Origin of the sequence: Telluria mixta (assembly GCF_029223865.1) — a bacterium.
GTDB lineage: Bacteria > Pseudomonadota > Gammaproteobacteria > Burkholderiales > Burkholderiaceae_D > Telluria > Telluria mixta.
This window is the reverse complement of the sequence record NZ_CP119520.1, coordinates 196,814-219,516: the sequence shown is the minus strand read 5'-3', so window position 1 is coordinate 219,516 and position 22,703 is coordinate 196,814. Positions and strand designations below refer to the sequence as shown.

Genomic DNA, 22,703 nt, shown 5'->3' with positions numbered 1-22,703 from the left:
ATTATATATTGCGCACGTCGGCCGGGGGGTGATTCCAGTCGTCGTCGCGCCCGTTCAGGTATGTGACGGGCAGTGCCGCGCGTGCGTCGGCCGGCAGGTCGTCCAGGCAGTGTACGCTGACGGCGACGTAATCGCCCCAGCGCGGCGACGTCCCCGTGCCGAACGGCCGGATGCCGCACGCGCCGCAGAACAGGTGGCGCTCCGTACGGGTGTTGCAGCGGTATTCCGTCAGCGCGCCGTTGCCCTGCAGGAGGCGGAATGCAGCCGCGGGCACGATCGCGGCCCAGTTTCTCTGCTTGGTGCACAGCGAGCAGTTGCAGCGGATCGTACCGCGCGTGAAGTCGATATCCGCCGCGAAGCGCACGGCGCCGCAATGGCAGCTGCCGTGCCAGGTGCGCAGGCCGTCCGTCATGGCGCGGCTTTCACGAGGGGCAGTTCGACGTAGCTGCTGTGGTAGATGCGCTGCGTGGCCTTCCTGTAGTCGCCCGGCTGGGCAAAGAAGATGTTCGGTACGAAGGTCTGCGGATTGCGGTCGTACAGCGGGAACCAGCTCGACTGCACCTGCACCATGATGCGGTGGCCGGGCAGGAACACGTGGTTCGCCGTCGGCAGGCCAAAGCGGTACGCCAATGCCTTGTTCGGCGCCAGCGCCTTCGGATTGTCGAACCCTTCGCGGTAGCGGCCGCGGAAGATGTCGCCCGCCACCATCAGCTGGTAGCCGCCCAGCGCCGGCTGCGATCCCACCTGGTCCGGGTACACGTCGATCAGCTTCACGACCCAGTCCGAATCGGTGCCGCTCGTCGACGCGACGAGGTGCGCGACCGGCTCGCCGCTGATTTTCACGGGCGCCGTCAGCACGTCGGACACGAACGTCGCGACGTCCGTGCGGCCCGACGCCTCGCGCTGGTCGTCGACGAGCCAGCGCGGCCACGTCTGGCCCTTCGCTTCGTCGTAGCCGTACGGCGGGATCGGGCGCTGGCGGAACGGCACCGGCTTGGCCGGATCGGACACGTATTCGTCGTAGCCTTTCGCATCGGCCGCGCCGCCGAGCACGGCCTTCTGGTTGGCGGCCAGGCGCAGCGCGACAGGTTCGATGGCGCCGCCGGGCCACGCCGTGAGGTTGCGCCACTTGTTCGTGCCCGTCTCGAACGCGGTGACCGTCGGAATCGCGGGCACGCCGGCATCGCCCTTCAGGTAGCGCGCGAGGAACGGCCTCAAGACCTGCTGGCGCCAGTACAGCGCCGTGTCGCTGCCGAATTTCAAAGTGCCGAGCGTGGCGCCGTCGCCGATCGCGCCGCCATGCGACCACGGGCCCAGCGACAGGAACACGTTGTTTCCCGTATCGTGCGGCTTGATAGCCTTCCACACGGCGATGGCGCCATAGATGTCTTCCGCGTCCCAATAACTGTGCACCAGGAGGGTCGGCACCGTGACGGGTCGACTCGCCAGGATCCTGTCCATCGCCTGCTGCTGCCAGAAAGCGTCGTACGCCGGATGCGCGACGACCTTATTCCAGAAGCCGCTCTGTTCCAGGCCCCGTTCGCGGCCCAGTGCGCCCGCCGAGCCGGCCCGCAGGTACATGTCGTAGTCGTCGTAGTGCGTGATGGGCCACTTGGCCGTGTTGGCGCGCGTGACGACCTGTTCGAGCATGTACGACATATTGATCTGCCGGAAGGCGCCGTTGTGGAACCAGTCGTCGCCCATCCAGTCGTCCACCATCGGGTTCATCGGCACCGCGACCTTCAGCGCCGGGTGCGGATTCACGAGCGCCATCAGCGGCAGGAAGCCGTCGTACGAAATGCCGATGATGCCCACGCGGCCGTTCGTCTCCGGGACGTTCTTCGTCAGCCAGTCGATCGTGTCGTACGTGTCGGTCGAATGGTCGACGGGCGTCGGGTTCAGCGGGCCATGCAGCGGGCGGTTCATCACGTAGTCGCCCTCGGAGCCGTACTTGCCGCGCACGTCCTGCACGACGCGGATATAGCCTTCCCCGGCGATGACGTCGGCCGCGTTGTCGTAGCCCGTCAGGATCGTCTCCAGGTCCGAACTGTCCGAGTGGTTCACGAGGCTGGACGCATCGTACGGCGTACGCGTGAGCAGGATGGGCGCGTTCTGCACACCCTTCGGCACGATGATGATGGTGTTCAGCTTCGTCCCGTCGCGCATCGGGATCATCACCGTTTGCTTCACGTAGTTGAAGCCGGCGTCGGGCGCCTTGAATTCGGCCGGGGTCTCGGAAGGAAGTTCGGAATATTGCGGGGCCGTCTGCGCGTGGGCGAACCCGGCGAGCGCCAGGGCGCTGACGAGGGGAGCGAGGCGAACCAGGTGTGACGTCATCGGGATCCTTGGCGTGTCGTAGGCGGCGCCGCTACATTAGCACAAGGACCAGGCGTTCAGCCGTGGGCGGTACGGGGCGCAGAATGAGGACGGTCGAGATGGACTTCGCGCAGCGCGGCTTCGAACAGCACCACGCGGCGCGTGCGCGGCAGCGCTTCCCACCACGCGAGCGGGAAGGTCAACCGGCGGTCGGCCATGCGCACGAAAGCGTCGAAGCCGGGCTGCGTCTCGGCCAGCACGATGGCCTCCTCGAGATGTGCGGCACGCACCTCGATGCGCATGCCGTCCTCGTTCGCATAGGCCAGCACGCGGCTCACGTCGTCCCACGGCACGACGGTGTCGTCGGCGGCGAAGCAGTCCGGGAATACGCGGACAGCGGGCGCGGACGCCGGCGCGAGGCGGCGTTTCAGGCGGGCGAATATCGGCAACATCGTGGACAGCATGGCGACCTCCTTACCGGGTCGTGTGCGAACCGCTGCGGTCGACGAGCAGCAGCTGGCCGCGCGCGACAGTCTTCGTGTCCGCGCGGTCGTTCCTGTCGACGACGTTGACCGATGCGGTGCCCGGTCCGTGCACGACGATGTCCGCGTGACCTGCCGTCAGGCCGTGGCCATCGAGGCTGCCCGAGCCCGCGATCTGCGCATCGACCTGCGCGACGTTCCCGTCGATGCGGGCATCGCCCGGCCCGTTCATGCGCAGCAGCAGGCGCTTGCCGGACATGCTGGCCTTCAGGCCGCCGGAGCCGGACAGGGCCGCGTCCAGCGTGTCGCCGACGTTCGCCAGGGTGACGCCGCCGGGGCCGCGGGCGCGCACGGTCGCCTTGCCCGCCTTGAGACCGGCCGCATCGAGGTCGCCCGAGCCGGCCAGTTCCACGTTCAGGTCGCCCACCGTGCCGGCCAGCGCGACGTTGCCCGGCCCGTTCATGCGCAGCTGGGCCGTCCCGGCCTGCAGGCCGCGCACGGCCAGTTCGCCCGAGCCGTCCACTTCGGCGTCGAACTTGCGGATCGCGCCCGTGAGGCACGCGTTGCCCGGTCCGCGCTGCACGCTGCGCGCGCCGCCGTCGATGCGCAGGTCGCAGCCTTCGAAGTCGCCCGAGCCGGACATCTCCAGGTCCAGTTCGCGCGCGCTGCCGGCCAGCTTGACGCTGCCCGGCCCGCGCATGCGTGCCGTCACCTTGCTCGCGCGCAGGCCGTCCGCTTCCAGGTCGCCGGAGCCGCCCGCCTGCACGGCCAGCGTGCCGCTCACGTCGGCCAGCTCCACGTCGCCCGGCCCGTTCAGGGTCAGGTCGACGTCGGTGGCTTTCAGGTGCTGCAGTTCCAGGTCGCCGCTGCCGCTTGAGGTCACGGTCAGCTGGCGCACGGCGCCGCTCGCGTGGACGTCGCCCGGGCCGTTGCCGGCCAGGGTGAAGCGGTCGGCGCCGATGCGGTCGATTTCGACGTCGCCGCTGCCCGCCACCGTCAGGCGTTTCAGCGCGGCCGCGCCGATGCGGACGGTGACCGTCTCGCGGCGCTTGCCGAAGTTGAAGAAGAAGCCGTTGCGCTGCACGGGCCGCACGACGAGCGTGTCACCGCGCACGACGGTCTCGATCTCGGCCAGCTGCTTGCGCTCGCCGCTCAGTTCCAGCGACGGCTTCGCCTGGGCATCGATCACGACGTGGTACGGGCCCGCCAGCTCGATCGCGCTGAACGCCGATACGGCACGCTGTTCCGTGGCGACGGCATTGCCCGCTTCCTGCGGCTGGGCGAACGAGGCGGGCGTCATGACGAGGGCGCCGGCCGCGAGCGCGGCGGCCAGGACGGTGAGCTTGAGGGCGGTTTTCATGGTGTCGTCGTTGTTGTCTGCGGCAGCGCCGGGAGACTGCACGATACGGCAGGCAAGGCACCGGCGCAGCCGCCATTCGACGAATGCGCGAAAACGGGGAACAGGCTGCGAAAAACAGGGGGTGGAACGGATGCCAGTTATTTTCGAAGACATCCTCGATTGCGCGCACCCGGTTCGTGATAGTGTGACATGATCCAATGTCTATTTTGGAGGCTCCCATGCTCACTGTCCGCAAGCTGAACGTCGACCTGTCGCGCGGTTTTAGCCGCTTGTGGCTGGGCGGCGATGCCTGGCGCACCGCGTTCATGAATGCCCTGTCGATGAGTTTCCCGCTGGGCGAGCAGATGTTCATCGACAGCGTACGCGCCGTGCCGCCGGAGACCATCCGGGATCCCGCCTTGCGCGCCGAAGTGAAGGGCTTCATCGGCCAGGAAGCGAGCCACCGCTTCGTGCACGAGCAATACAACGCCGAACTGGCGCGGCAGGGGTATCCGTACACGCTCGAACCGCGCACGCGGCGCCGGGTCGGGTTCGCGGCGCGGCTGGCCGTCGCGGACCGCCTGGCCATCACGTGCGCGCTGGAGCACTACACGGCGATGCTGGCCGACTATGTGCTGCGCAACCCGGCGTGGCTGGAAGACGCGGAACCGCAGCTGCGCGTGCTGTGGTCGTGGCATGCGGCGGAAGAGACGGAGCACAAGGCGGTCGCCTACGACGTCTATCGCGCGGCCGGCGGCGGCTATGCGAAACGCGTGCTGTGGTACTTGCACGTGAGCGTCGTGTTCTGGCTCGACACGTTCCAGCAGACGGCCCACAACCTGCACCGCGACGGCCAGCTGTTCGCCCTGCGCACGTGGGCCAGCGCCGCGCGCAGCTGGTTCGGCCGGCGCGGCTTGGCGTGGGCGCTGGTCCGGCCGGCGCTGCACTACCTGTCGCCGCGCTTTCACCCTTGGCAGCATGACAACCGCGAGCTGCTGCAGATGTGGCTGGAGCGCAACGACGGGGCTTACCGGGCCATTACCAGCACCCCATCCTGACGCACGGCTGCGCCCGGCCGTGGCCGGAACGGAGGGCGAATGTCATAATGGGCGCCACGTCAAGGAGATCATCGTGATTCGCTACATGGGCACCCGCAAGAATGCGGAAGGTGCCTCCGTCTATATATTCATCGTCAACGGCATGGAAAAGGAAGTGCGCGAGCACGCGCTCAAGCAGCATCCGGGCTGTTACGAGGCGCTGCCGGCCTCGGTGAAGGCGAAGATCGCCGCCAACCGCGCATGGTTGGGAAAATTGTAGGGCTGCTGGCCCTCGCGCTGGCGCTCGCGACCCCGGCGCGTGCGCAGACGCAGGACAAGCAGCCGTCCACGTTCGGCCCCGTCATCGGCGCGGCGCTGCTGTGCCACGACCATCTCGACAACAAGTATTTCTATGGCTGGCTGAAGACCCATTTCGGCCCGGCCTACAAGCACGAGGGCGGCGCATACTGGTTCCGCACCGGCGAGACGAGCTTGTGGGGCGCGCCCGTCACCGAGGTGATGGTCAGCGACGACACGAGCGAATGGGTATTCGTGGGCGCCGTCGCCGAAGTGGCGCCGGACGAACTGGAACAGGCCATCCGCAAGGCGGCCGGCGTGCGCCACCAGGCCGCCGATGCGTCGCCTTACCCTTTGCGCGTATCCGTCCCCGGCAGCACGATCGCTTACTACAATGCCAAAAGCAAAATATACTGCGCGAAGTTCAAACCGCTGCCGCCGCGCCGGTAAGCTTTTGGTATTGGCATGTACACAAACTATTTCCATTTAAAGCAGGCGCCGTTCTCGATCGCGCCCGATCCGCGTTACCTGTTCATGAGCGAACGCCATCGCGAGGCGCTCGCCCACCTGCTGTACGGGGTCAAGAGCGGGGGCGGGTTCGTGCTGCTCACGGGCGAGATCGGCGCCGGCAAGACGACCGTGTGCCGCTGCTTCATCGAGCAGGTGCCGGACGACTGCCGCCTGGCCTATATCTTCAACCCGAAGCTGACGGTCGAGGAGCTGCTGCAGACGATCTGCGACGAATTCCGCATCGCCGTGTCGTCCGCGGCCGGGGTGAAAGCCTATGTGGATGCGATCAACGCCTATTTGCTCGACAGCCACGCGCAAGGCCACAACAACGTGCTCGTGATCGACGAGGCGCAGAACCTGTCGGCCCAGGTGCTGGAGCAGTTGCGCCTCCTGACGAACCTCGAGACGAGCGAGCGCAAGCTCCTGCAGATCATCCTGATCGGCCAGCCGGAACTGCGCACGATGCTCGCGCGGCCGGAGCTGGAGCAACTGGCCCAGCGCGTCATCGCCCGCTACCACCTGGGCCCCCTGTCCGCCGCGGAGACGGGCGCGTATGTCGCGCACCGCCTGGCCGTCGCGGGCGTGCAGGACTCGGGGCCGATTCCCGCCGCGCTGGCGCCGCAGATCCACCGCCTGACGGACGGCGTCCCGCGCCGCATCAACCTGTTGTGCGACCGTGCGCTGCTCGGCGCCTATGTCGAGAACAGCCGCGACGTCACGCCGGCGATCCTGCGCCGTGCCGCGCGCGAAGTGTTCGCGGGCGACGATGCGACGGCCGGCGGGCCGCGCAAGCCGCTGCGCTGGCCGTTGGTGGCCGGCGGCGTGCTGGCCGGTGCGGCGATCAGCGCGGCGGCGTGGCAGGCGGTGCCGCACCGTGCGGCGCCCGCGCCGGCGCCGGCGGCTGTCGCGATGAAGGCGCAGGCTGCGCCCGCCAAGGCGACCATGCAGCCAAAGCCGCTGGCGCTGGCCACGCAGGACGACGCGCTGCGCGAACTGGGCGCGCTGTGGGGCCGGCAACTGCCGCCCGCGGCCGCGTGCGACGCCGCGCCGCGCCTCGGCCTGCGCTGCTACCAGGGCCGCGGCGGCCTGTACGAACTGCGCCTGCTCGACCGGCCGGCCATCGTCGGCCTGCACGACGGCGCCCGGGTCGGCTATGCCGTGCTGACCGCTATGGACGACGACACGGCCACGCTGGCGATCAACGGCCAGCGCCACACGGTGAGCCTGGGACTGCTCGCGACCCGCATCGACGGCGAGTACACGACCATGTGGACGGTGCCGCGCGGTTTCCGCGACCAGGTGGGGGCGGGCGACAGCGGGCCGGACGTCGACTGGATCGGCGCCCGCCTCGCGGAACTGGACGGCAAGCGCGCGGCGCCGCCGGCCGGGCAGGTCCTGGACGAGCCCACGCGGCGCCTGCTCCGCGCGTTCCAGGTCAGGCAGAACCTGAAGGCGGACGGCCTGGCCGGTCCGCGCACCTACATGCGCCTGAACCAGCTGTCGGGCGTCGACGAACCGCGCCTGCTGGCAGCCACCGGGAAGTGATATGTCGTACATCCTCGAAGCTTTGAAGAAGGCCCAGGCCGAACGCCAGCTCGGCAACGCGCCGACGATCCATGCGCCGCCGGCCGTCACGCCAGCGCCGGCCGCCGCCGCCGCGAGCCGCAGGCCGCTGTTCATCGGCCTCGGCGCCGGGGCGCTCGTCGTCGTCGCGGGGGCGCTGGTGCTGTGGCGGCCCGCGCCCGCGCCGGCGCCTGCACCGCAGGCCGTCACGCAGCGTGCGCCCGCGCCGGCCGCGCCTGCGCCGGAGCCGCTGGTGGTGAGCGCGCCGCCCGCGCCCGCACCTGTGCCCGCGCCTGTGCCCACATCGGCGCCCGTGCGCGAACGCGCGCCCGCACCGCCGGTCGCGGTGGCCGCGCCGGCCCCCGCGCCCGTCGCCAAAGCAGCCCCGGAAGACAACCTGCCGTTCCTGCAGCAACTGCCTGACGCCCAGCAGCGCGACATTCCGCGCGTCACGTTCGGCGGCTATATGTATTCGGCCAATGCCGCCGACCGCCTGCTGATCGTCGACAAGGCGCTGCGCCACGAAGGCGAGGAGGTCGCGCCGGGCCTCGTGCTGGAAAAGCTGCTGCCCAAGACGGCCGTCATGAATTTCCGGGGAATCCGCTACCGTGTCGCCTACTGATTTCGCCGGGCGCGGGCCGGTGCTGGGCGTGATCGGCTGGTCCGGCAGCGGCAAGACGACGCTGCTGGAACTCATCGTCGCGCGGCTGGCGGCGTCCGGGCTGCGCGTCAACGTCGTCAAGCACAGCCACCACGACATCATGCTGGAGCCCCCGCACAAGGACAGCGCCCGCATGCGCGCGGCCGGCGCGGCCGAGGTCATGATCGCGTCGCCGTACCGCGTGGCCATCATGCGCGAGCTGCGCGGCGCCGCGGAGCCGTCGCTGGCCGAGCACCTGGCACGCCTTGCGCCGGCCGACCTGACCCTGGTGGAAGGCTATAAATGGGAAGCGCTGCCCAAGCTGGAGGTGTACCGGCCGGACGTCGGCAAGCCGCCGATGTTCCCGGGCGATCCGCATATCGCGGCGGTCGCGTCCACGATGGCACGTCCGGAAGGGCTGGCGCCGCACGTCGCGTGGCTGGACCTGCTCGACCCCGACGCGGTCTTGCGCTGGGTCAGGCAATTCAATGGATTGCCCGCCTAAAGTTCCTGCGCGCGCTGTCGTTAACCCGGGATAAGCGGTAGTGCGGGCCAACCCCGCCTGCCGGCCGACCGCCGACACACCCACCAGGAGCGCACATGGACGCCTTAGGTATCGCCAAACTTGCCACCAGCATCGCCGACACCGGTACCCGCCAGGACGTCGCCGTGGCCGTACTGAAAAAGACGCAGGACATCCAGGCCGCCGCGGCCACCCAGCTGCTGGAAGCGGTGCAATCGGCCGCGCCGGCGCCGAACCTGCCGCCGCACCTGGGCAACCACATCAACACGACCGCCTGACGCGCGCGCACCAGCAGCGGAAGTCAACGGAACCGCCGCCGCCCGCGTTATCGGCCCAGTACCCGGCGCGACGGGGGCGGCCACACAATACCATCCGCTCAGCCGCCACCATCGGGCTGCCGCCAGCGACGACAACGTCCGGCGCGCAGCCGACAACGGCCGCCCCGGCCGGCGTACTTTTCCCCTCAGCACGTTCCGGCCGGGATAGAATGCCTGCCGTGTACGTACCTGCATTCCGGAGATACCAATGAACAAACGACAAGCCCTGATCGCCGCCGCGCTCGCAAGCGTCTGCGCCACCCAGGCCACGGCCGGCGGCCAGATGGATGCGCAATCCGGCAACGACGAAAAATGCTACGGCGTCGCCAAGGCCGGCCAGAACGACTGCGGCACCGCCACCCACGGCTGCGCCGGCATGGCGACGGCCGACAAGGACCCGGCCGAATGGAAATTCGTCCCGAAGGGCACCTGCGAAAAAGCCGGCGGCAAACTCAATCCGCCGAAACAGGGTAAATAACAGGGTAAATAAGCACCACGATGTCCGCCGCTGTCCGTGCCGGCCTTGGGCTGCGCGCGCCGCATTACCGTGATTTCCTCGATCGCCGGCCCGCTGTCGGCTGGGTCGAGGTCCACACGGAAAACTTTCTCGCACTGGCGGGGCATGACTGGCGTGTGCTGTCCGCGGTGCGCCGCGACTATCCCGTCAGCCTGCACGGCGTGGGCCTCGGCCTTGGGTCCGTGCACGGCTTTTCCGACGATCACCTGGCGCGCGTCGCTGCGCTCGTGCGTGCGCTCGAACCGGTCCTCGTCTCCGAACACCTGTCCTGGGGCGCGCTGCGCGACCGCCAGCTGAACGACCTGCTGCCGCTGCGGCTGGACCATGAAGCGCTCGCCCTCGTCGCCGCACGCATCCAGCGCGTGCAGGATGTGCTGGGACGGCGCATCCTCGTCGAAAACGTCTCCACGTACGTGCGCTTCGCGGGCGACGCGATGAGCGAGGCGGACTTCCTCGCCGAACTCGCGCGCCGCACGGGCTGCGGCGTGCTGCTGGACGTGAACAACCTGTACGTCAACGAGCGCAATCACGGCGAGGACCCGCATGCCGCCATCGCCGCGCTGCCGCCCAGCTGCGTAGGCGAGATCCACCTGGGCGGCCATCTCGTCACGGACGACGGCCTGATCGACCACCACGGCGCCCGGGTCGCGCCGCCCGTGTGGGATCTGTACCGCGCGGCGCTGGCGCGCTTCGGCGCCGTGCCCACGCTCGTCGAATGGGACACGGATTTGCCGCCGCTCGACGTGCTGCTCGACGAGGCGGCGCAGGCGGATGCGATTGCCGCGACGGCGGGGCAGGGCGTCGTCGCCGACATCGCCGCCGCGCCCATCGACCCGGCACCCGCTGCCGATCTTGACGTCCTCCAGCAAACCTTCGGCGCCGCCCTGTTCGACAGCGCGCACGACGCCGCCCTGGCCCCGCTGCTGAAAGGCGATCCGCGCCGCGTCGGCATCTACCGCGGCAACCTGCACGCGCACTGGACGCGCGCGCTGGCGTCGGCGTACCCCGTATTGCGCCAGCTCGTGGGCGGCGAATTCTTCGACGCGCTGGCGCGGGTCTACGGCCGCGAACATCCGGCGGTCGATCCGGACCTCAATCGCTTCGGCGCCGTGCTGCCCGACTTCCTTGCCGGTTTCACGCCGGCTGCCGATCATCCTTACCTGCCCGACGTCGCGCGCCTCGAATGGTGTGTGCACGAAGCCTGGTTCGCGTCCAGCGTTGATGCGCCCCTCGCGACGCTGGCCGGCCTCGCGCCCGACGCATTCGAAGCGGCACGCGCCGTGTTGCATCCGTCGCTGCGCCTCCACGCGTCGCCGTGGGCCACGGTGGCGCTGTGGCGCGCGCACCAGGCGGACGGTCCGGACTTTCCGGATGACCTCCAGGCGCAGACGCACGCGCTGGTGCTGCGGCCGCGGTTCGACGTGGAAGTGGAAGTCATCGGAGAAGCGGAATTCGCGGCGCTGGCGTGCCTGGTGCGCGGCGACACCTTCGGCGCGGCGCTCGATGCGGCATTCGATGTGGACGGGGACGTCGACGTGGCCGCGCACCTGCGGCGCTGGATCGAGGGAGGAATCGTGGTGGGGTATGAAGAGGCAAAGGCGGCGCCGTAGACGGTGGCGCCGCGCAATCAGTGGTAGAAGGCGCGCAGGATGCGTGCTTCGCCGGTCTTGTCGTGGTGCAGCTCGTTTGCCGCACGCGTCGCTTCCATCATCCGGTTCAGCTGGTCCTCTTCGAAGCGGGCCAGTTCCTCGTTGGCGGCATTGAGCGCGACGGCCAGCTTGGCACGGGCGTTCTGGTACACGACACCGGTGTAGTGATCGGTATTCTTGAGCAGTTCTTCCGCGTTTTCGATGACGAGACGCAGGTCGCCGATCAAGCGCTGCTGCGTCATGGAGCTTGGTTCTGGGGTTTCCATCTTCCTCACCTTTAGCCGAATGTTACGACTTCAATATAGAGAACGAGGACTGCCCAAGTTTGTCAGCGCGCAAACGTCAACCCTACCGTCGGGGACGGCTCGCGCGGTGCAACCGCGGGGTGCGCCGGGCGCGCCTCAGCGTACCTGAATACGGATATCGCCCAGCGTAACGACCTGGCCGGCGCGGATCTTGGCCGTCTTGCGCAGTTCCTTCTTCCCATCGACCGACACGTCGCCGCTCGCCACCACGTGCTTGCCGGCGCCGCCGCTGTCCACCACGCCGACCAGTTTCAGGAGCTGGTTCAGTTCGATGAACTCCGAAGTCAGTTCAAAAGTTGTTGATTGCATTTTATCCTCTGTTAAAAATGGACGGCGTACTGTTGTGTTCGTTTAGACAACACTTTTCAAAAAAACAACGTCGCCCCCACGCGGGCAGGGGCGACGTCGTGAATTCCATGCGGTATCGTCAGGCCGGGCTGGGCCGCGTCATCTCGATCGGCACGATCCACTGGTCGAACTGCGTCTCGTCGACGAAGCCCGATTGCAGGGCTGCCTGGCGCAAGGTCAGGCCGTCGTGCTGGGCCGTCTTGGCGATCTGCGCGGCGCGATCATACCCGATATGCGGGGCCAGCGCGGTCACCAGCATCAGCGACTGCTCCATCAGTTCGCCGATGCGCTTGCGGTTCGGCTCGATGCCCTGGGCGCAATGCTCGTCGAACGAGCGCATGCCGTCCGCCAGCAGGCGCGCGCTCTGCAGGAAGTTGTGGGCGATCATCGGCTTGAAGACGTTCAGCTCGAAATTGCCCTGCGCGCCGCCGACCGTGATCGCGACGTCGTTGCCGAACACCTGGCAACACAGCATCGTCAGCGCCTCGCACTGCGTCGGGTTCACCTTGCCCGGCATGATCGAGCTGCCCGGCTCGTTTTCCGGGATCGTGATCTCGCCCAGGCCGGAGCGGGGGCCGGACGCCATCCAGCGCACGTCGTTGGCGATCTTCATCAGCGCCGTGGCCAAGGTCTTGAATGCGCCGTGCGCCAGCACCATCGCGTCGTGGCCGGCCAGCGCCATGAACTTGTTCGGCGCCGACTTGAATTGCAGGCCGGTGCGCGACGAGATCTCGGCCGCGATGCGGTTGGCGAATTCCGGATGCGCGTTCAGGCCCGTGCCGACCGCGGTGCCGCCGGCCGCGAGCAGCAGCAGGCCTGGCAGCGTATTCTTGATCGCGTGCTCGGCGAATTCGAGCTGCGCCACGTAGCCGGAGAATTCCTGGCCCAGCGTGAGCGGCGTCGCATCCTGCAGGTGGGTGCGGCCGATCTTGACGATGTCGACGAAGTCGCGCGACTTCACTTCCAGCGTGCCGCGCAGCTTCGCCAGCGCTGGCAGCACGTCCCTGGCGACGGCCAGCGCGGCCGCCACGTGCATCGCGGTGGGGAACATGTCGTTCGACGACTGGCCCATGTTGACGTGGTCGTTCGGATGCAGCAGGCGCGCCTCGCCCCGTTCGCCGCCCAGCAGTTCGGAGGCGCGGTTCGCGAGCACCTCGTTCATGTTCATGTTGCTCTGGGTGCCGGAGCCGGTCTGCCACACGGACAGCGGGAATTCGGATGGATGACGGCCTTCCAGCACTTCGTCGGCCGCGCGGATGATCGCATCGGCCTTGTCTTGCGGGAGCTTGCCGAGCGAGCGGTTGACCGCGGCAGCCGCGCGCTTCACCTGTGCCAGCGCCGCGACCAGTTCCGGCGCCATCTTCTCGCTCGAAATGTGGAAATGGTGCAGCGAACGCTGGGTCTGCGCACCCCATAACTGGTCGTTCGGTACGTCGATCGGGCCGAAGCTGTCCTTCTCAATCCGGTTTTCCATGGATGGATCCTGTTGGTTTGACAATGGAATTAAAGAGTGTACCGCAACGGCCGTTAACCACGTTGAAGCCCCCATTTTTCCCATGCCATGGCCCGCCGCACCCGCCTTTTATTCTCCAGCCTTGCCCTTGCCGCGTTTGCATCCGTCCACGCGGCCGAGCTGGGCGACCCGCGCGTGTCGTCGCACATCGGCCAGCCGCTCGTGGCCGACGTCGAGCTGACGATGCTCGACGACGCCGCCACCCCTGTGCAGGTACGCGTCGCCAGCCCGGAGGTCTATAACGGCGCGGGCATCGCCGCGCCGCCCGTGCTGTCCAGCCTGAACCTGTCGGTGATGCGGCGCGACGGCCGTCAGTTCCTGCACGTGACGTCGCTGCGTCCCGTCGATGCGGACCACGTGCACCTGTACCTGGAACTCGTCGACAGGGGACAGCGCACCGTGCGCCTGGCCACGCTGTGGCTGACGCCGGACCCGAATCCCGCGCCGCCGCCCGTGCGCGCGGTCGCGCCGACGCCGGCGCCTGTGGCAGATGCGGCATTGCTCGCGCAGGTCGAACGTGCGCGGACCGCCCGCGCCGCGCCGGTGCCCAGGCCAGAAGCAGCAAAACCGGTACCGCCGCCGCCCAGGCCTGTGGTCAAGCGTCCGAAGCCGGTGCCCGTCGCCACGCCGGAGGCCCCTCCGCCCGCCTGCGCGCGTCCGGCCGGGGAAGTGCAGGCCTGCGCGGCCCTCGGCGCGAAGAACGACGAGTTGCGCGCCCGGCTCGGCCAGGTCGAGGACCGGATGAAGAAGCTGCAGGTAGCGCTGGTTGCACCGGTCGCGGCGCACGAGGTGGCCAAGCCGGAAGCTAGGCCTGAGGCCAAGCCGGAGACGCCGAAGGAAGCCGTGGCCAAGGCCGAGCCGCCGAAGGAGGAGCCGCCGAAGGAGGCGGACAAGCCCGCCGCGCCCCCGCCTCCGAAGCCCGTCGGCCCGCGTCCGATCCATTCCATCAAGCCGCTCGTGCCGCACAAGCCGAAGGCGCCGCCGCCGGACGAGGGCTTGCCGTGGGGCTGGATCGGCGCCGCCATCGGCGTGCTGGTGCTGGGCGGGGCAGGGGCGTACGCTGTCGTCCGCCGCCGCAAGGCGCCGCCGGCGGCTTCCGAAACTCCTGGACTGTTCGAGGCATTGAAGGCCCGTTTCGCGGCACGCACGAAAGCCCCGAAGGCGAAAGATGGGGCCGCCGAGCCGACGCTCGAATAATGTTCAAGATCAGCGCGCGAGTCGTCTACACAAGTCGATTTTTTGCGTTATACTAAGACAACGGCTCAGGGTCCGCCGCAGCCACCACCGATAGCGTGGCGCGGGTTAGGACGGTCGCTGATGAAGCGCCTGAAACCGGAAGCGGTCCGCTTGCCGACAGTGGCAGGTGGACGCCGGATGCAACCGGCAAGAGGCGACACCAGGGGATGCCTGGTGCTCGCGCTCCCAATTCGTGAAAACCGCTGGAACCGCGCAGATGACGCAAGTCGCTGCGCGGTTTTTGTTTGTGCGGCGCGCGTTGGCCTCCCGCTCGGGTTATCGCTACCATATGGCCAGACCATCGATCGGGGAGGGGGACATGAACGACCTCGTGCGCGCGGACTTATTCTCAGAATACTGCCCGTCGCGTGAAGTGCTGAAACATGTGACGAGCCGCTGGGGCGTGCTGCTGCTCGTCGCGTTGATGGACGGCACGCATCGCTTCGGCGAACTGCGCCGCAAGGTGGGCGGCATCAGCGAAAAGATGCTGGCCCAGACCCTGCAATGGCTCGAGCAGGACGGTTTCGTGCAGCGCATCGCCCATCCCGTCGTCCCGCCCCACGTGGAATACCGGCTGACGCCGCTCGGCGAGCAGATCGGGCACAAGCTCGGCGACCTGGCCGCGTGGATCGAAGGGAACCTCGACGGCATCCTGGCCGCGCAGAGAAAGGCACGCATCGACCAGGAAGCAAAAAGCCCCTTGGACGGGAAGTCGAAGGGGCTTGTGGCGGAGTGAAGCGGATCAGTGGGCCGGGCTCAGCGCGCGGTCCAGCTGGCCCATCCACGGCTCGGTGATGTCGCGCACGGCGCGGTCGTTGGCCATGATCTGCTTGAGCAGGTCGATCTTGCGCTTGCGGGCGGCACCGTCCAGCGGCGGGACGCCGCTCTTCGCCGCGCTCGACTGCAGGGCGCACTGCGTTTCCAGGCGGGCCAGGCCGTCCCAATCCCCTTCGCGCGCAGCCACAGCCATGCGGCTGCTCAGGGCGGCGATGTTTTCATACATTGCGAGGACTTCGTTGGACGTCATGACTGCGCTCCACCAATTGAGGCAAACTCCGGCCGGATTGCCGGTTGTCTGCCTTTTACGGCAGCGTTTTGGAGAACTTTAGGGTTTTCGAAAGATTTTTTTGAAATTTTTTCAGGAGGGGATCATGAACATCAGTTGGAAGCCGATCAAGACCGCCATCGCCCTCGCGGTGTGCGGCACTGCGCTCGTTACCAATGGCGCGGTTGCATCCGGGCAGACCCCGCCCGCGGCCAAGGAGGATGTAAATGCGGCCGGGCCATCGGCCCAGGCCACGTTGCGGCCGGGCGACGATTTTTTTGCCTGGGCCAACAAGGACTGGCTTGCCAAAACGGCCATCCCCGAGGACCGCAGCCGCTGGGGCGCGATGGACAACCTGGCGGAAGATACCAACCAGCGCATCGTCAAGCTGATCGAAGGTGCAGGCAACGACAAGAAAGCCGGTCCGGAAGCGCGCAAGGTCGCGGACTATTACAACGCCTACATGGACGAGTCCGCCATCGAAGCGCGCGGCGCCGCGCCGCTGAAGCCGCTGCTGGCGCAGATCGGTGCCATCAAGGACAAGGCCGGCCTCGTGCGCGCGCTGGGCGCGTCCGTGCGGGCCGACGTCGACCCGCTGAACAATACGCATTTTGCGACCGAAAACATCTTCGGCGTGTGGATCTCGCCCGGCCTGCACGACCCGGCCCACAACTGGCCGTACCTGTTGCAGGGCGGCCTCGGCATGCCGGACCGCGCCTATTATCTGGACAATAGCGAGCGCATGGCCGGCCTGCGCACGCAGTACCAGAAGCATATCGCCGCGATGCTGAAGCTCGCGGGCTATACGCAGAACGATGCGGACGCCGACGCCCGCGCCGCGAAAATCTTTGCGCTGGAAGTCGACATCGCCAACACCCACGGCACCCGCGCCGACTCGGCCGACGTGCTGAAGGCCGACAACACATGGACCCGCAAGGAGTTCGCCGCCAACGCGCCGGGCCTCGACTGGGACGCGTTCTTCAAGGCCGCGCGCCTGGGCGACCAGGACAAGTTCATCGTCTGGCATCCGTCCGCCGTAAAAGGCGAGGCGGCGCTGGTCGACAAGATCGACCTGGCCACGTGGAAGGATTACCTCGCCTTCCATACCATCAACCGCATGGCCAACGTGCTGCCGAAGGCCTTCGTCGACCAGCGCTTCGCGTTCTACGGCAAGGCGCTGTCCGGCACGCCGCAGCAATCGATGCGCTGGAAGCGGGCGCTGGGCGCGACGAACGAGGCGATGGACGAGGCGGTCGGCAAGCTGTACGTCGCGAAATACTTCCCGGCCGAGAACAAGGCGCAGTTGCAGAAGATGGTCGCGAACATCGTCGCGGCGTTCGGCAAGCGTGTCGACAAGCTCGACTGGATGGCGCCCGCCACCCGCGCCCAGGCGAAGGAAAAGCTCAAGACCTTGTACGTGGGCGTCGGCTATCCGGACCGGTGGAAATCGTATGCCGGCCTGAAAGTCGATCCGAAGGATGCGTTCGGCAACGCGCTGCGCGCCGAGGCGTTCCACACGGACCAGGAATTCGCGAAACTGCATGCGAAGCCGGACCGCACGGACTGGTCGATGCCGCCGCAGCTCGTCAACGCCGTCAACCTGCCGCTGCAGAACGCGTTGAACTTCCCGGCCGCGATCCTGCAGCCGCCGTTCTTCGACCCGAAGGCGCCGGATGCCGTCAACTACGGCGCGATCGGCGCCATCATCGGCCACGAGATCAGCCACAGCTTCGACGACCAGGGCTCGCAGTTCGATGCCCAGGGCCGCCTGCGCGACTGGTGGACGAAGGAAGACATGGAACATTTCAAGGCCGCGTCGCAGAAGCTCGTCGAGCAGTACAACGCCTATAAGCCGTACCCGGACCTCGCCGTGAACGGCCAGCTGACCCTGTCCGAAAACCTGGCCGACCTGGCCGGCCTGGAAGCGGCCTACGATGCCTACCGCGTTGCCGGCGGCAAGAACGCGACGGCGGAGAGCGACCGCCAGTTCTTCACCGGCTATGCGCAGAGCTGGCGCACGAAGGCACGCGAGGCGGCGGAGCGGCGCGGCATCCTGACGGACGGCCACGCGCCGCCGCAATACCGCACGGCCACCGTGCGCAACCTGGACGCGTGGTACAAGGCGTTCGACGTGCAGCCTGGCCAGGCCCTGTACCTGCCGCCGGACGAGCGCGTACGCGTCTGGTAACCGGGCGCCGGTCGGAAAGAGGCCCGGACTAGAATGGGGCGGGCTTCTTTCATCGTGGTTTTTGCTTATGAAACAGCACTATCTCGACGTCGACCGGCGCATCTTCCATTACTATTCACACATGATCGAAGACGACGACTACGAAGACATCACCCGGCGCACGTTGCATCACTACGACGACAATGCGCGCCGGTTCTTTGCCGGCACCATCGACCACGACGTCAGGCAGAACATCGATGCGCTCCTGGGCGCGATCGAGGCGCCGGTGCCATACAGCATCCTCGACTTCGGCTGCGGCCCCGGCCGCGACCTCAAGACGTTCACGGCGCTGGGCCACCACGCCATCGGCCTGGACGGCAGCGAACGATTCGTCGAGATGGCGCGCGACTACAGCGGCTGCGAGGTGTGGCACCAGAACTTCATCGACCTGCATTTGCCGGACGCGACGTTCGACGGCATCTTCGCGAACGCCTCGCTGTTCCACGTGCCGCGCGACGTGCTGCCGAAAGTGTTGAGCGAGCTGCACGCTACGTTGAAACCGGGCGGCGTGCTGTTCAGCTCGAATCCGCGCGGTCATAACGAGGAAGGGTGGAACGGGCCGCGCTACGGCTGCTTCCATGATTACTCTGCGTGGGAGCGCTACGTGACCGCGGCCGGTTTCGAACCGCTGCGCCACTATTACCGTCCGGAAGGCTTGCCGCGCGACCAACAGCCCTGGCTGGCCAGCGTCTGGCGCAAGCCGCGTACTGTTAGTTTGCGTACAGAATGAAGGTCGACATGTCACTATTCTGGATGCATGCCGTTTGATGTAACGAGCGGTACCATTCACTTAGGAGGATTCCGACATGAACGACGACCAAATCAAAGGTAAAGCCAAGGATATCGGCGGTAAGGTTCAGGAGGAAGTCGGCAAAGTTGTCGGCAGCAGCGAACAGCAGGCCAAGGGCCTGTCCAAGCAGGTCGAAGGCAAAGTGCAGGAAAAAGCCGGCGATCTGCGTGACGCCATCAACAAGGGCAACCGCTGATACGCACCTGACCATGTGACGAACGGCCGCCTCGTGCGGCCGTTTTTTATTCACCTGTGGGACGATCCCCGAGGATGTCTTCCACGTACAGCTTGTCGATGAGCACCATCAGCATCGCCGTCAACGGCGTCGCCAGTGCGATCCCCGCGAAGCCGAACAGGCTGCCGAACACAAGCTGCATGACGATGGTGAGCGCCGGCGGGATCTCGACCGCGCGCGCCTCCACGAGCGGCTGCAGCACATAGCCTTCGAGCGTCTGGATGCCGAGGAACAGCAGCACCGTGTACAGGGCCAGGTCCGGACTGATCGACAGCGCGATCAATACCGCCGGCACGCCCGCCATGATCGGGCCGATGTAGGGAATGAAGTCGAGCAGCCCGGCGATGATGCCGAGGATGAGTCCCAGCGGCACGCCCAGCAGCGTGAGCCCGCCCGCCGTCGCGACGCCGACGATGAGCATCGACAGCGACTTGCCGATCAGCCAGCGCGCCAGGGTGTCGCCGATGTCGTCCAGCACTTGCACGGCGCGCTCGCGCTTGTCCTGCGGTACGAGTTTCACGATGCCCCGCTTGTACTGGCGCGGCGACAGCGCGAAATAAATGCCCACGAACAGGATGATGGCGACATTGCCGATCGCGCCGAGCACGCCGCCGAAGAATATCCCGGCATTCGGCACGAACTGCTGCATCGACTGGATGAGCTGTTTCGCATCCGGCAGCTCGGCCGCGATGCGCGCGAGCAGCGGCCGGCTCTCGACCATCTCGCGCAGGCGCTGCAGCGACTGCGGAATCTGCTTCGCCAGCTCGGTCGACTGCTCCGCGATCTGCGGCGCCATCGCCCAGCCGCCGAGCCCGATGACGAGCAGCAGCCCCAGCACGACGACGACGAGCGCGAGCTTGCGGTTCCAGCCGAAGCGCCGGCACAGGATCGCGCTCAGTTCGTACAACAGCACGGCGAACAGGACGCAGGCAAAGAGCAGCAGCAGCGCATCGATGGCGAGCACGACGGCCGCGACGAGCGCGAGGAACAGCACGGCGATGCCGTCGACGAGGACGAAGCGGCGCATCAGTTTGCGCTGGGCCGGCTTGACGGCGGGGGAGGTGGACTGGTCGTTCATGACAGAATGCTATCAGCCGCGCCGCTGGGCCGTCGCGCGCGTGGCAATGTGCGTGCGCTAACTGAGCCATATGGCATGCGGCGTTACGATGGTGTCGAACTTTGAACGAAAGGAGAGCACCATGAATTCGGACCAGATCAACGGCAAACTGCAAGATATCGGCGGCAAGATCCAGGAGGAGGCCGGCAAGATCGTCGGCAGCCCGGAGCAGCAGGTGAAAGGCTTGCAGAACCAGGTCGAAGGCAAGACCCAGGAAAAGCTGGGGGATCTCAAGGAAAAGATCCACGACGCCACCAAGTAACGGCCGCGGGCTGTGAATTCGGGGTCAGGGCCCAAAAAAGCAAGTTCGGGCCCTGACCCCTTCCTTATTTCGGCTCGGTCCCGCCCAGGTGCTTCTTGAAGAACGCCTCGATCAGGCCATACACGTGACGCTGCCCCGCACGCGACGAAATGCCGTGCTTGGCGCCGGGATACGTCATCAGCTCGAAGCGCACGTTGCGGTTGACGAGCGCGTCGATCAGGCGCGTCGAGTTCGTGAACAGCACGTTGTCGTCGGCCATGCCGTGCACCAGCAGCAGCGGCGACTTCAGGCCGTCCAGGTGCGTGAACACGCCGCTGCGCTCGTATGCGGCCGGATCCGACTGCGGCGTCGCGCCCACGAACTGCTCCGTGTAGTGCGTGTCGTACAGCGCCCAGTCCGTCACGGGCGCCACCGACACACCCATCGCAATCTTGTCCGACCCCGCTTCCAGCAGGCGCAGGGTCATGAAGCCGCCATAGCTCCAGCCGAACACGCCCACGCGCTTCGGATCCACGAAGCTCTGTTGCGCCAGCCAGTCGACGCCTGTCAGCTGGTCCTCGACTTCATGCGCGCCGAGGTTGCCGTAGATGACGTCGGTGAACGCGCGCTCGCGCCGGTATGAGCCGCGGTTGTCCAGCACGAACACGACGAAACCCTGCTGCGCCATGTACTGGTTGAACAGGGAGGCGCCCCACTGGCGCGTCACGCGCTGCGAGTGCGGGCCGCCGTACGTGAACAGGAACACCGGGTAGCGCTTGGAGGCGTCGAAGTTGGCCGGCTTGATCATCGAGTAGTACAGCGTCTGGCCGTCGTGCGCCTTGATGCTGCCGTATTCCGTCGGCAGGTGGTCCTTCGCGTAGCTGGCGTACGGGTGCTGGGCGTTCAGTTCGTTATGTTCGAGCCACTCGACCATGCTGCCGTCCGCGCGGCGGATCGACACTTGGGGCGGCGTGTCCGGATCGGAGAACGTGTCGACGAAGATCTTGCCGTTGCGGGCGAACACGTCTTCGTGCCAGCCGTCCTGCTTCGTCAGCCGGACCGGCTTGCCCGCATTGCTGCCGTCCAGGTTCAGCACGTAGGTCTGCTTGTCGATGATGGCATCCTTGTTCGACGCGATATAGACCTTGCCGGCCTGCTCGTCGACGGCGAGGATATTGTCGACGCCCCATTCGCCGCTGGAGATCGGGTGCAGCAGCTTGCCGGACACGTCGTACAGGTACAGGTGCTTGCGGCCGCTGCGCTCCGAGGCCCAGATGAAGGCCTTCTGGCGGCCGAGGAAGCGCAGGTCGTCGTGGATGCTGACCCAGGTCTTCGATGTCTCGCTCAGGAGAGGACGCTGGGCCAGCGTGGCCGCGTCGACGGCGACGAGGTCCAGGCGCTTCTGGTCGCGCGACTGGCGCTGGTAGACGAGCGTCCTGCCGTCCGCGCTCCAGTCCGCGCGTACGAGGTAGATGTCCTTCTCGGGACCGAGGTCGACCTTCTTCTGCGCCCCCGTCGCCGGGTTCACGATCATCAGGTCGATCTCGACGTTCTTCGCGCCTGCGGCGGGGTAGCGCTGGTCGATGACTTCCGTGCGGTCGGCAAAGATCTCGAAGCGGCGCGCGACGGGCACCTGAGCCTCGTCGTAGCGGCGGTAGGCGATGGCCGAATCGTCCGGGGCCCAGTAATAGCCCGTGTGCTGGTCCATCTCTTCCTGCGCGACGAATTCCGCTTCGCCGTTGTGCACGGTGTCCTTGCCGTTCGTCGTCAGCTGGCGTTCCTGGCCCGTCGCCAGGTCGATGACGAACAGGTTCTGGTCGCGCACGTACGACACGTAGCGGCCCTTCGGCGAAATTTTCGGATCGCCGACATTGCCCGACGCGACCTTGCGCGCGGCTTCCGGCTGGTTCACGTCGACGAGGTACAGGTCGCCCGCGATCGGCACGAGCAGCTGCTTGCCGTCTGGCGACCAGCTATAGCTCAGGATGCCGGACAGGCTGGCCGTGCGGGCGCGCTCGCGCCGCGCCTTCTCTTCCAGCGACAGGTTCTCGTTCGGGACCAGCTGCTTGGAATCGACCAGGCGGTGCGTGGTCTTGTCCTTCATGTTGAATTCCCACAGGTCCAGCTGGAACTGGTTGTCGGCGCGTCCGCGCAGGAACGTGACGCGTTCGCCGTCGGGCGAGACGCGCAGGCTGCGGACGCCCGGACCGCCCAACGCCGGGTCGGCGTGGATACGGTCCAGCGTCAGCCGTTCCGCCGATGCGGGAACGGCCGACAATGCGGCTAAAAAGCAGAGAAGAAGGCGCATGGAGGCTCTTGGGTAAAGATTTAGAAATTTATGATGTGCAACGGCGGAACGATACCAGAGTCGTCCGGCAAAAGCTGTAAAGATGGCGGGGAGGGAGGAAGGAATGATGGATGAACTGTAATGTTGCCCTTCGCTGCGATGCACTATG

General features: G+C 67.0%; 25 protein-coding genes. 15 read left to right on the top strand and 10 right to left on the bottom strand.

The genetic code is table 11. From position 1 onward, the window contains the following. Position 1 precedes the first annotated feature (1 nt). From P0M04_RS00990 to P0M04_RS00975, 4 genes are read right to left on the bottom strand one after another with little or no spacing between them, the layout of a single operon-like run. Complete coding sequence (locus P0M04_RS00990; protein ID WP_259452351.1) at positions 2-412, bottom strand: GFA family protein; 411 nt, start codon at positions 410-412, stop codon at positions 2-4. Further along, a complete protein-coding gene (locus P0M04_RS00985) occupies positions 409-2,337 on the bottom strand; it encodes a CocE/NonD family hydrolase (protein WP_259452352.1) in 1,929 nt (642 codons plus the stop codon). Before P0M04_RS00985 ends, P0M04_RS00990 begins: the two co-directional genes overlap by 4 nt. 56 nt (positions 2,338-2,393) lie before the next feature. Next, positions 2,394-2,780: a hypothetical protein gene (locus tag P0M04_RS00980; protein ID WP_259452353.1), complete on the bottom strand. Its 387-nt coding sequence runs from the start codon at positions 2,778-2,780 to the stop codon at positions 2,394-2,396. A gap of 10 nt (positions 2,781-2,790) precedes the next feature. Next, complete coding sequence (locus P0M04_RS00975; RefSeq protein WP_259452354.1) at positions 2,791-4,158, bottom strand: GIN domain-containing protein; 1,368 nt, start codon at positions 4,156-4,158, stop codon at positions 2,791-2,793. Positions 4,159-4,376: 218 nt separating this feature from the next. Between P0M04_RS00975 and P0M04_RS00970 the strand changes: the two genes are divergently transcribed. The 9 genes from P0M04_RS00970 to bufB all read left to right on the top strand — a co-directional run bounded on the left by P0M04_RS00970 (position 4,377) and on the right by bufB (position 11,151). Then, the gene (locus P0M04_RS00970; protein ID WP_259452355.1) at positions 4,377-5,195 is read left to right on the top strand and encodes a metal-dependent hydrolase; all 819 of its coding nucleotides are present in this window, start codon (positions 4,377-4,379) and stop codon (positions 5,193-5,195) included. 73 nt (positions 5,196-5,268) lie between these two features. Beyond that, positions 5,269-5,454 (top strand): hypothetical protein, encoded by a 186-nt coding sequence (locus P0M04_RS00965; protein WP_036238481.1) that lies wholly within the window; start codon positions 5,269-5,271, stop codon positions 5,452-5,454. Continuing rightward, positions 5,436-5,921, top strand: coding sequence for a hypothetical protein (locus P0M04_RS00960; RefSeq protein WP_259452356.1), 486 nt, complete (start codon positions 5,436-5,438; stop codon positions 5,919-5,921). Before P0M04_RS00965 ends, P0M04_RS00960 begins: the two co-directional genes overlap by 19 nt. Positions 5,922-5,936: 15 nt before the next feature. Next, the gene (locus P0M04_RS00955; protein WP_259452357.1) at positions 5,937-7,526 is read left to right on the top strand and encodes an ExeA family protein; all 1,590 of its coding nucleotides are present in this window, start codon (positions 5,937-5,939) and stop codon (positions 7,524-7,526) included. A gap of 1 nt (position 7,527) precedes the next feature. After that, on the top strand, positions 7,528-8,166 hold the full coding sequence (locus tag P0M04_RS00950) for a general secretion pathway protein GspB (RefSeq protein WP_281042296.1): 639 nt from the start codon (positions 7,528-7,530) through the stop codon (positions 8,164-8,166). Further along, positions 8,153-8,689, top strand: coding sequence for a molybdopterin-guanine dinucleotide biosynthesis protein B (mobB, locus tag P0M04_RS00945; protein WP_259452358.1), 537 nt, complete (start codon positions 8,153-8,155; stop codon positions 8,687-8,689). Before P0M04_RS00950 ends, mobB begins: the two co-directional genes overlap by 14 nt. Before the next feature lie 95 nt (positions 8,690-8,784). Beyond that, positions 8,785-8,985, top strand: a complete 201-nt coding sequence (locus P0M04_RS00940; RefSeq protein ID WP_036238469.1) for a YjfB family protein — start codon at positions 8,785-8,787, stop codon at positions 8,983-8,985. A gap of 247 nt (positions 8,986-9,232) precedes the next feature. Beyond that, positions 9,233-9,502: a BufA1 family periplasmic bufferin-type metallophore gene (locus P0M04_RS00935; protein WP_259452359.1), complete on the top strand. Its 270-nt coding sequence runs from the start codon at positions 9,233-9,235 to the stop codon at positions 9,500-9,502. 20 nt (positions 9,503-9,522) lie between these two features. Beyond that, complete coding sequence (gene bufB, locus P0M04_RS00930; RefSeq protein ID WP_259452360.1) at positions 9,523-11,151, top strand: MNIO family bufferin maturase; 1,629 nt, start codon at positions 9,523-9,525, stop codon at positions 11,149-11,151. Between the two features lie 17 nt (positions 11,152-11,168). Here the strand turns inward: bufB and P0M04_RS00925 are convergent, their stop codons facing one another. From P0M04_RS00925 to fumC, 3 genes are all read right to left on the bottom strand, one after another. Then, positions 11,169-11,456 (bottom strand): DUF883 domain-containing protein, encoded by a 288-nt coding sequence (locus tag P0M04_RS00925; RefSeq protein ID WP_259452361.1) that lies wholly within the window; start codon positions 11,454-11,456, stop codon positions 11,169-11,171. A 135-nt stretch (positions 11,457-11,591) separates the two neighbouring features. Then, complete coding sequence (locus P0M04_RS00920) at positions 11,592-11,804, bottom strand: RNA-binding S4 domain-containing protein (protein WP_259452362.1); 213 nt, start codon at positions 11,802-11,804, stop codon at positions 11,592-11,594. Positions 11,805-11,922: 118 nt separating this feature from the next. Next, a complete protein-coding gene (gene fumC, locus P0M04_RS00915; protein ID WP_259452363.1) occupies positions 11,923-13,317 on the bottom strand; it encodes a class II fumarate hydratase in 1,395 nt (464 codons plus the stop codon). Positions 13,318-13,404: 87 nt separating this feature from the next. On the opposite strand from fumC, the gene P0M04_RS00910 reads away from it, so the two are divergent. Both P0M04_RS00910 and P0M04_RS00905 read left to right on the top strand, forming a co-directional pair. After that, complete coding sequence (locus tag P0M04_RS00910; RefSeq protein ID WP_259452364.1) at positions 13,405-14,553, top strand: type IV pilus assembly protein FimV; 1,149 nt, start codon at positions 13,405-13,407, stop codon at positions 14,551-14,553. 358 nt (positions 14,554-14,911) lie between these two features. Beyond that, the gene (locus P0M04_RS00905; RefSeq protein WP_259452365.1) at positions 14,912-15,328 is read left to right on the top strand and encodes a winged helix-turn-helix transcriptional regulator; all 417 of its coding nucleotides are present in this window, start codon (positions 14,912-14,914) and stop codon (positions 15,326-15,328) included. Between the two features lie 6 nt (positions 15,329-15,334). Here the strand turns inward: P0M04_RS00905 and P0M04_RS00900 are convergent, their stop codons facing one another. Continuing rightward, positions 15,335-15,619, bottom strand: coding sequence for a flagellar protein FliT (locus P0M04_RS00900; RefSeq protein ID WP_091659394.1), 285 nt, complete (start codon positions 15,617-15,619; stop codon positions 15,335-15,337). Positions 15,620-15,743: 124 nt separating this feature from the next. On the opposite strand from P0M04_RS00900, the gene P0M04_RS00895 reads away from it, so the two are divergent. The 3 genes from P0M04_RS00895 (at position 15,744) to P0M04_RS00885 (ending at position 18,850) form a co-directional block, all read left to right on the top strand. Continuing rightward, positions 15,744-17,825 (top strand): M13 family metallopeptidase, encoded by a 2,082-nt coding sequence (locus P0M04_RS00895; protein WP_259452366.1) that lies wholly within the window; start codon positions 15,744-15,746, stop codon positions 17,823-17,825. Between the two features lie 121 nt (positions 17,826-17,946). Beyond that, on the top strand, positions 17,947-18,594 hold the full coding sequence (locus tag P0M04_RS00890; RefSeq protein ID WP_259452461.1) for a class I SAM-dependent methyltransferase: 648 nt from the start codon (positions 17,947-17,949) through the stop codon (positions 18,592-18,594). A 76-nt stretch (positions 18,595-18,670) separates the two neighbouring features. After that, complete coding sequence (locus tag P0M04_RS00885) at positions 18,671-18,850, top strand: CsbD family protein (protein ID WP_091659400.1); 180 nt, start codon at positions 18,671-18,673, stop codon at positions 18,848-18,850. Between the two features lie 46 nt (positions 18,851-18,896). Here P0M04_RS00885 and P0M04_RS00880 read toward each other — a convergent pair whose 3' ends face one another. Continuing rightward, a complete protein-coding gene (locus P0M04_RS00880) occupies positions 18,897-19,967 on the bottom strand; it encodes an AI-2E family transporter (RefSeq protein ID WP_259452367.1) in 1,071 nt (356 codons plus the stop codon). A 121-nt stretch (positions 19,968-20,088) separates the two neighbouring features. Between P0M04_RS00880 and P0M04_RS00875 the strand changes: the two genes are divergently transcribed. Beyond that, complete coding sequence (locus P0M04_RS00875; RefSeq protein ID WP_036237358.1) at positions 20,089-20,268, top strand: CsbD family protein; 180 nt, start codon at positions 20,089-20,091, stop codon at positions 20,266-20,268. Positions 20,269-20,332: 64 nt separating this feature from the next. On the opposite strand, the gene P0M04_RS00870 is transcribed toward P0M04_RS00875, so the two are convergent. Then, complete coding sequence (locus P0M04_RS00870) at positions 20,333-22,555, bottom strand: S9 family peptidase (RefSeq protein WP_259452368.1); 2,223 nt, start codon at positions 22,553-22,555, stop codon at positions 20,333-20,335. Positions 22,556-22,703 lie beyond the last annotated feature (148 nt).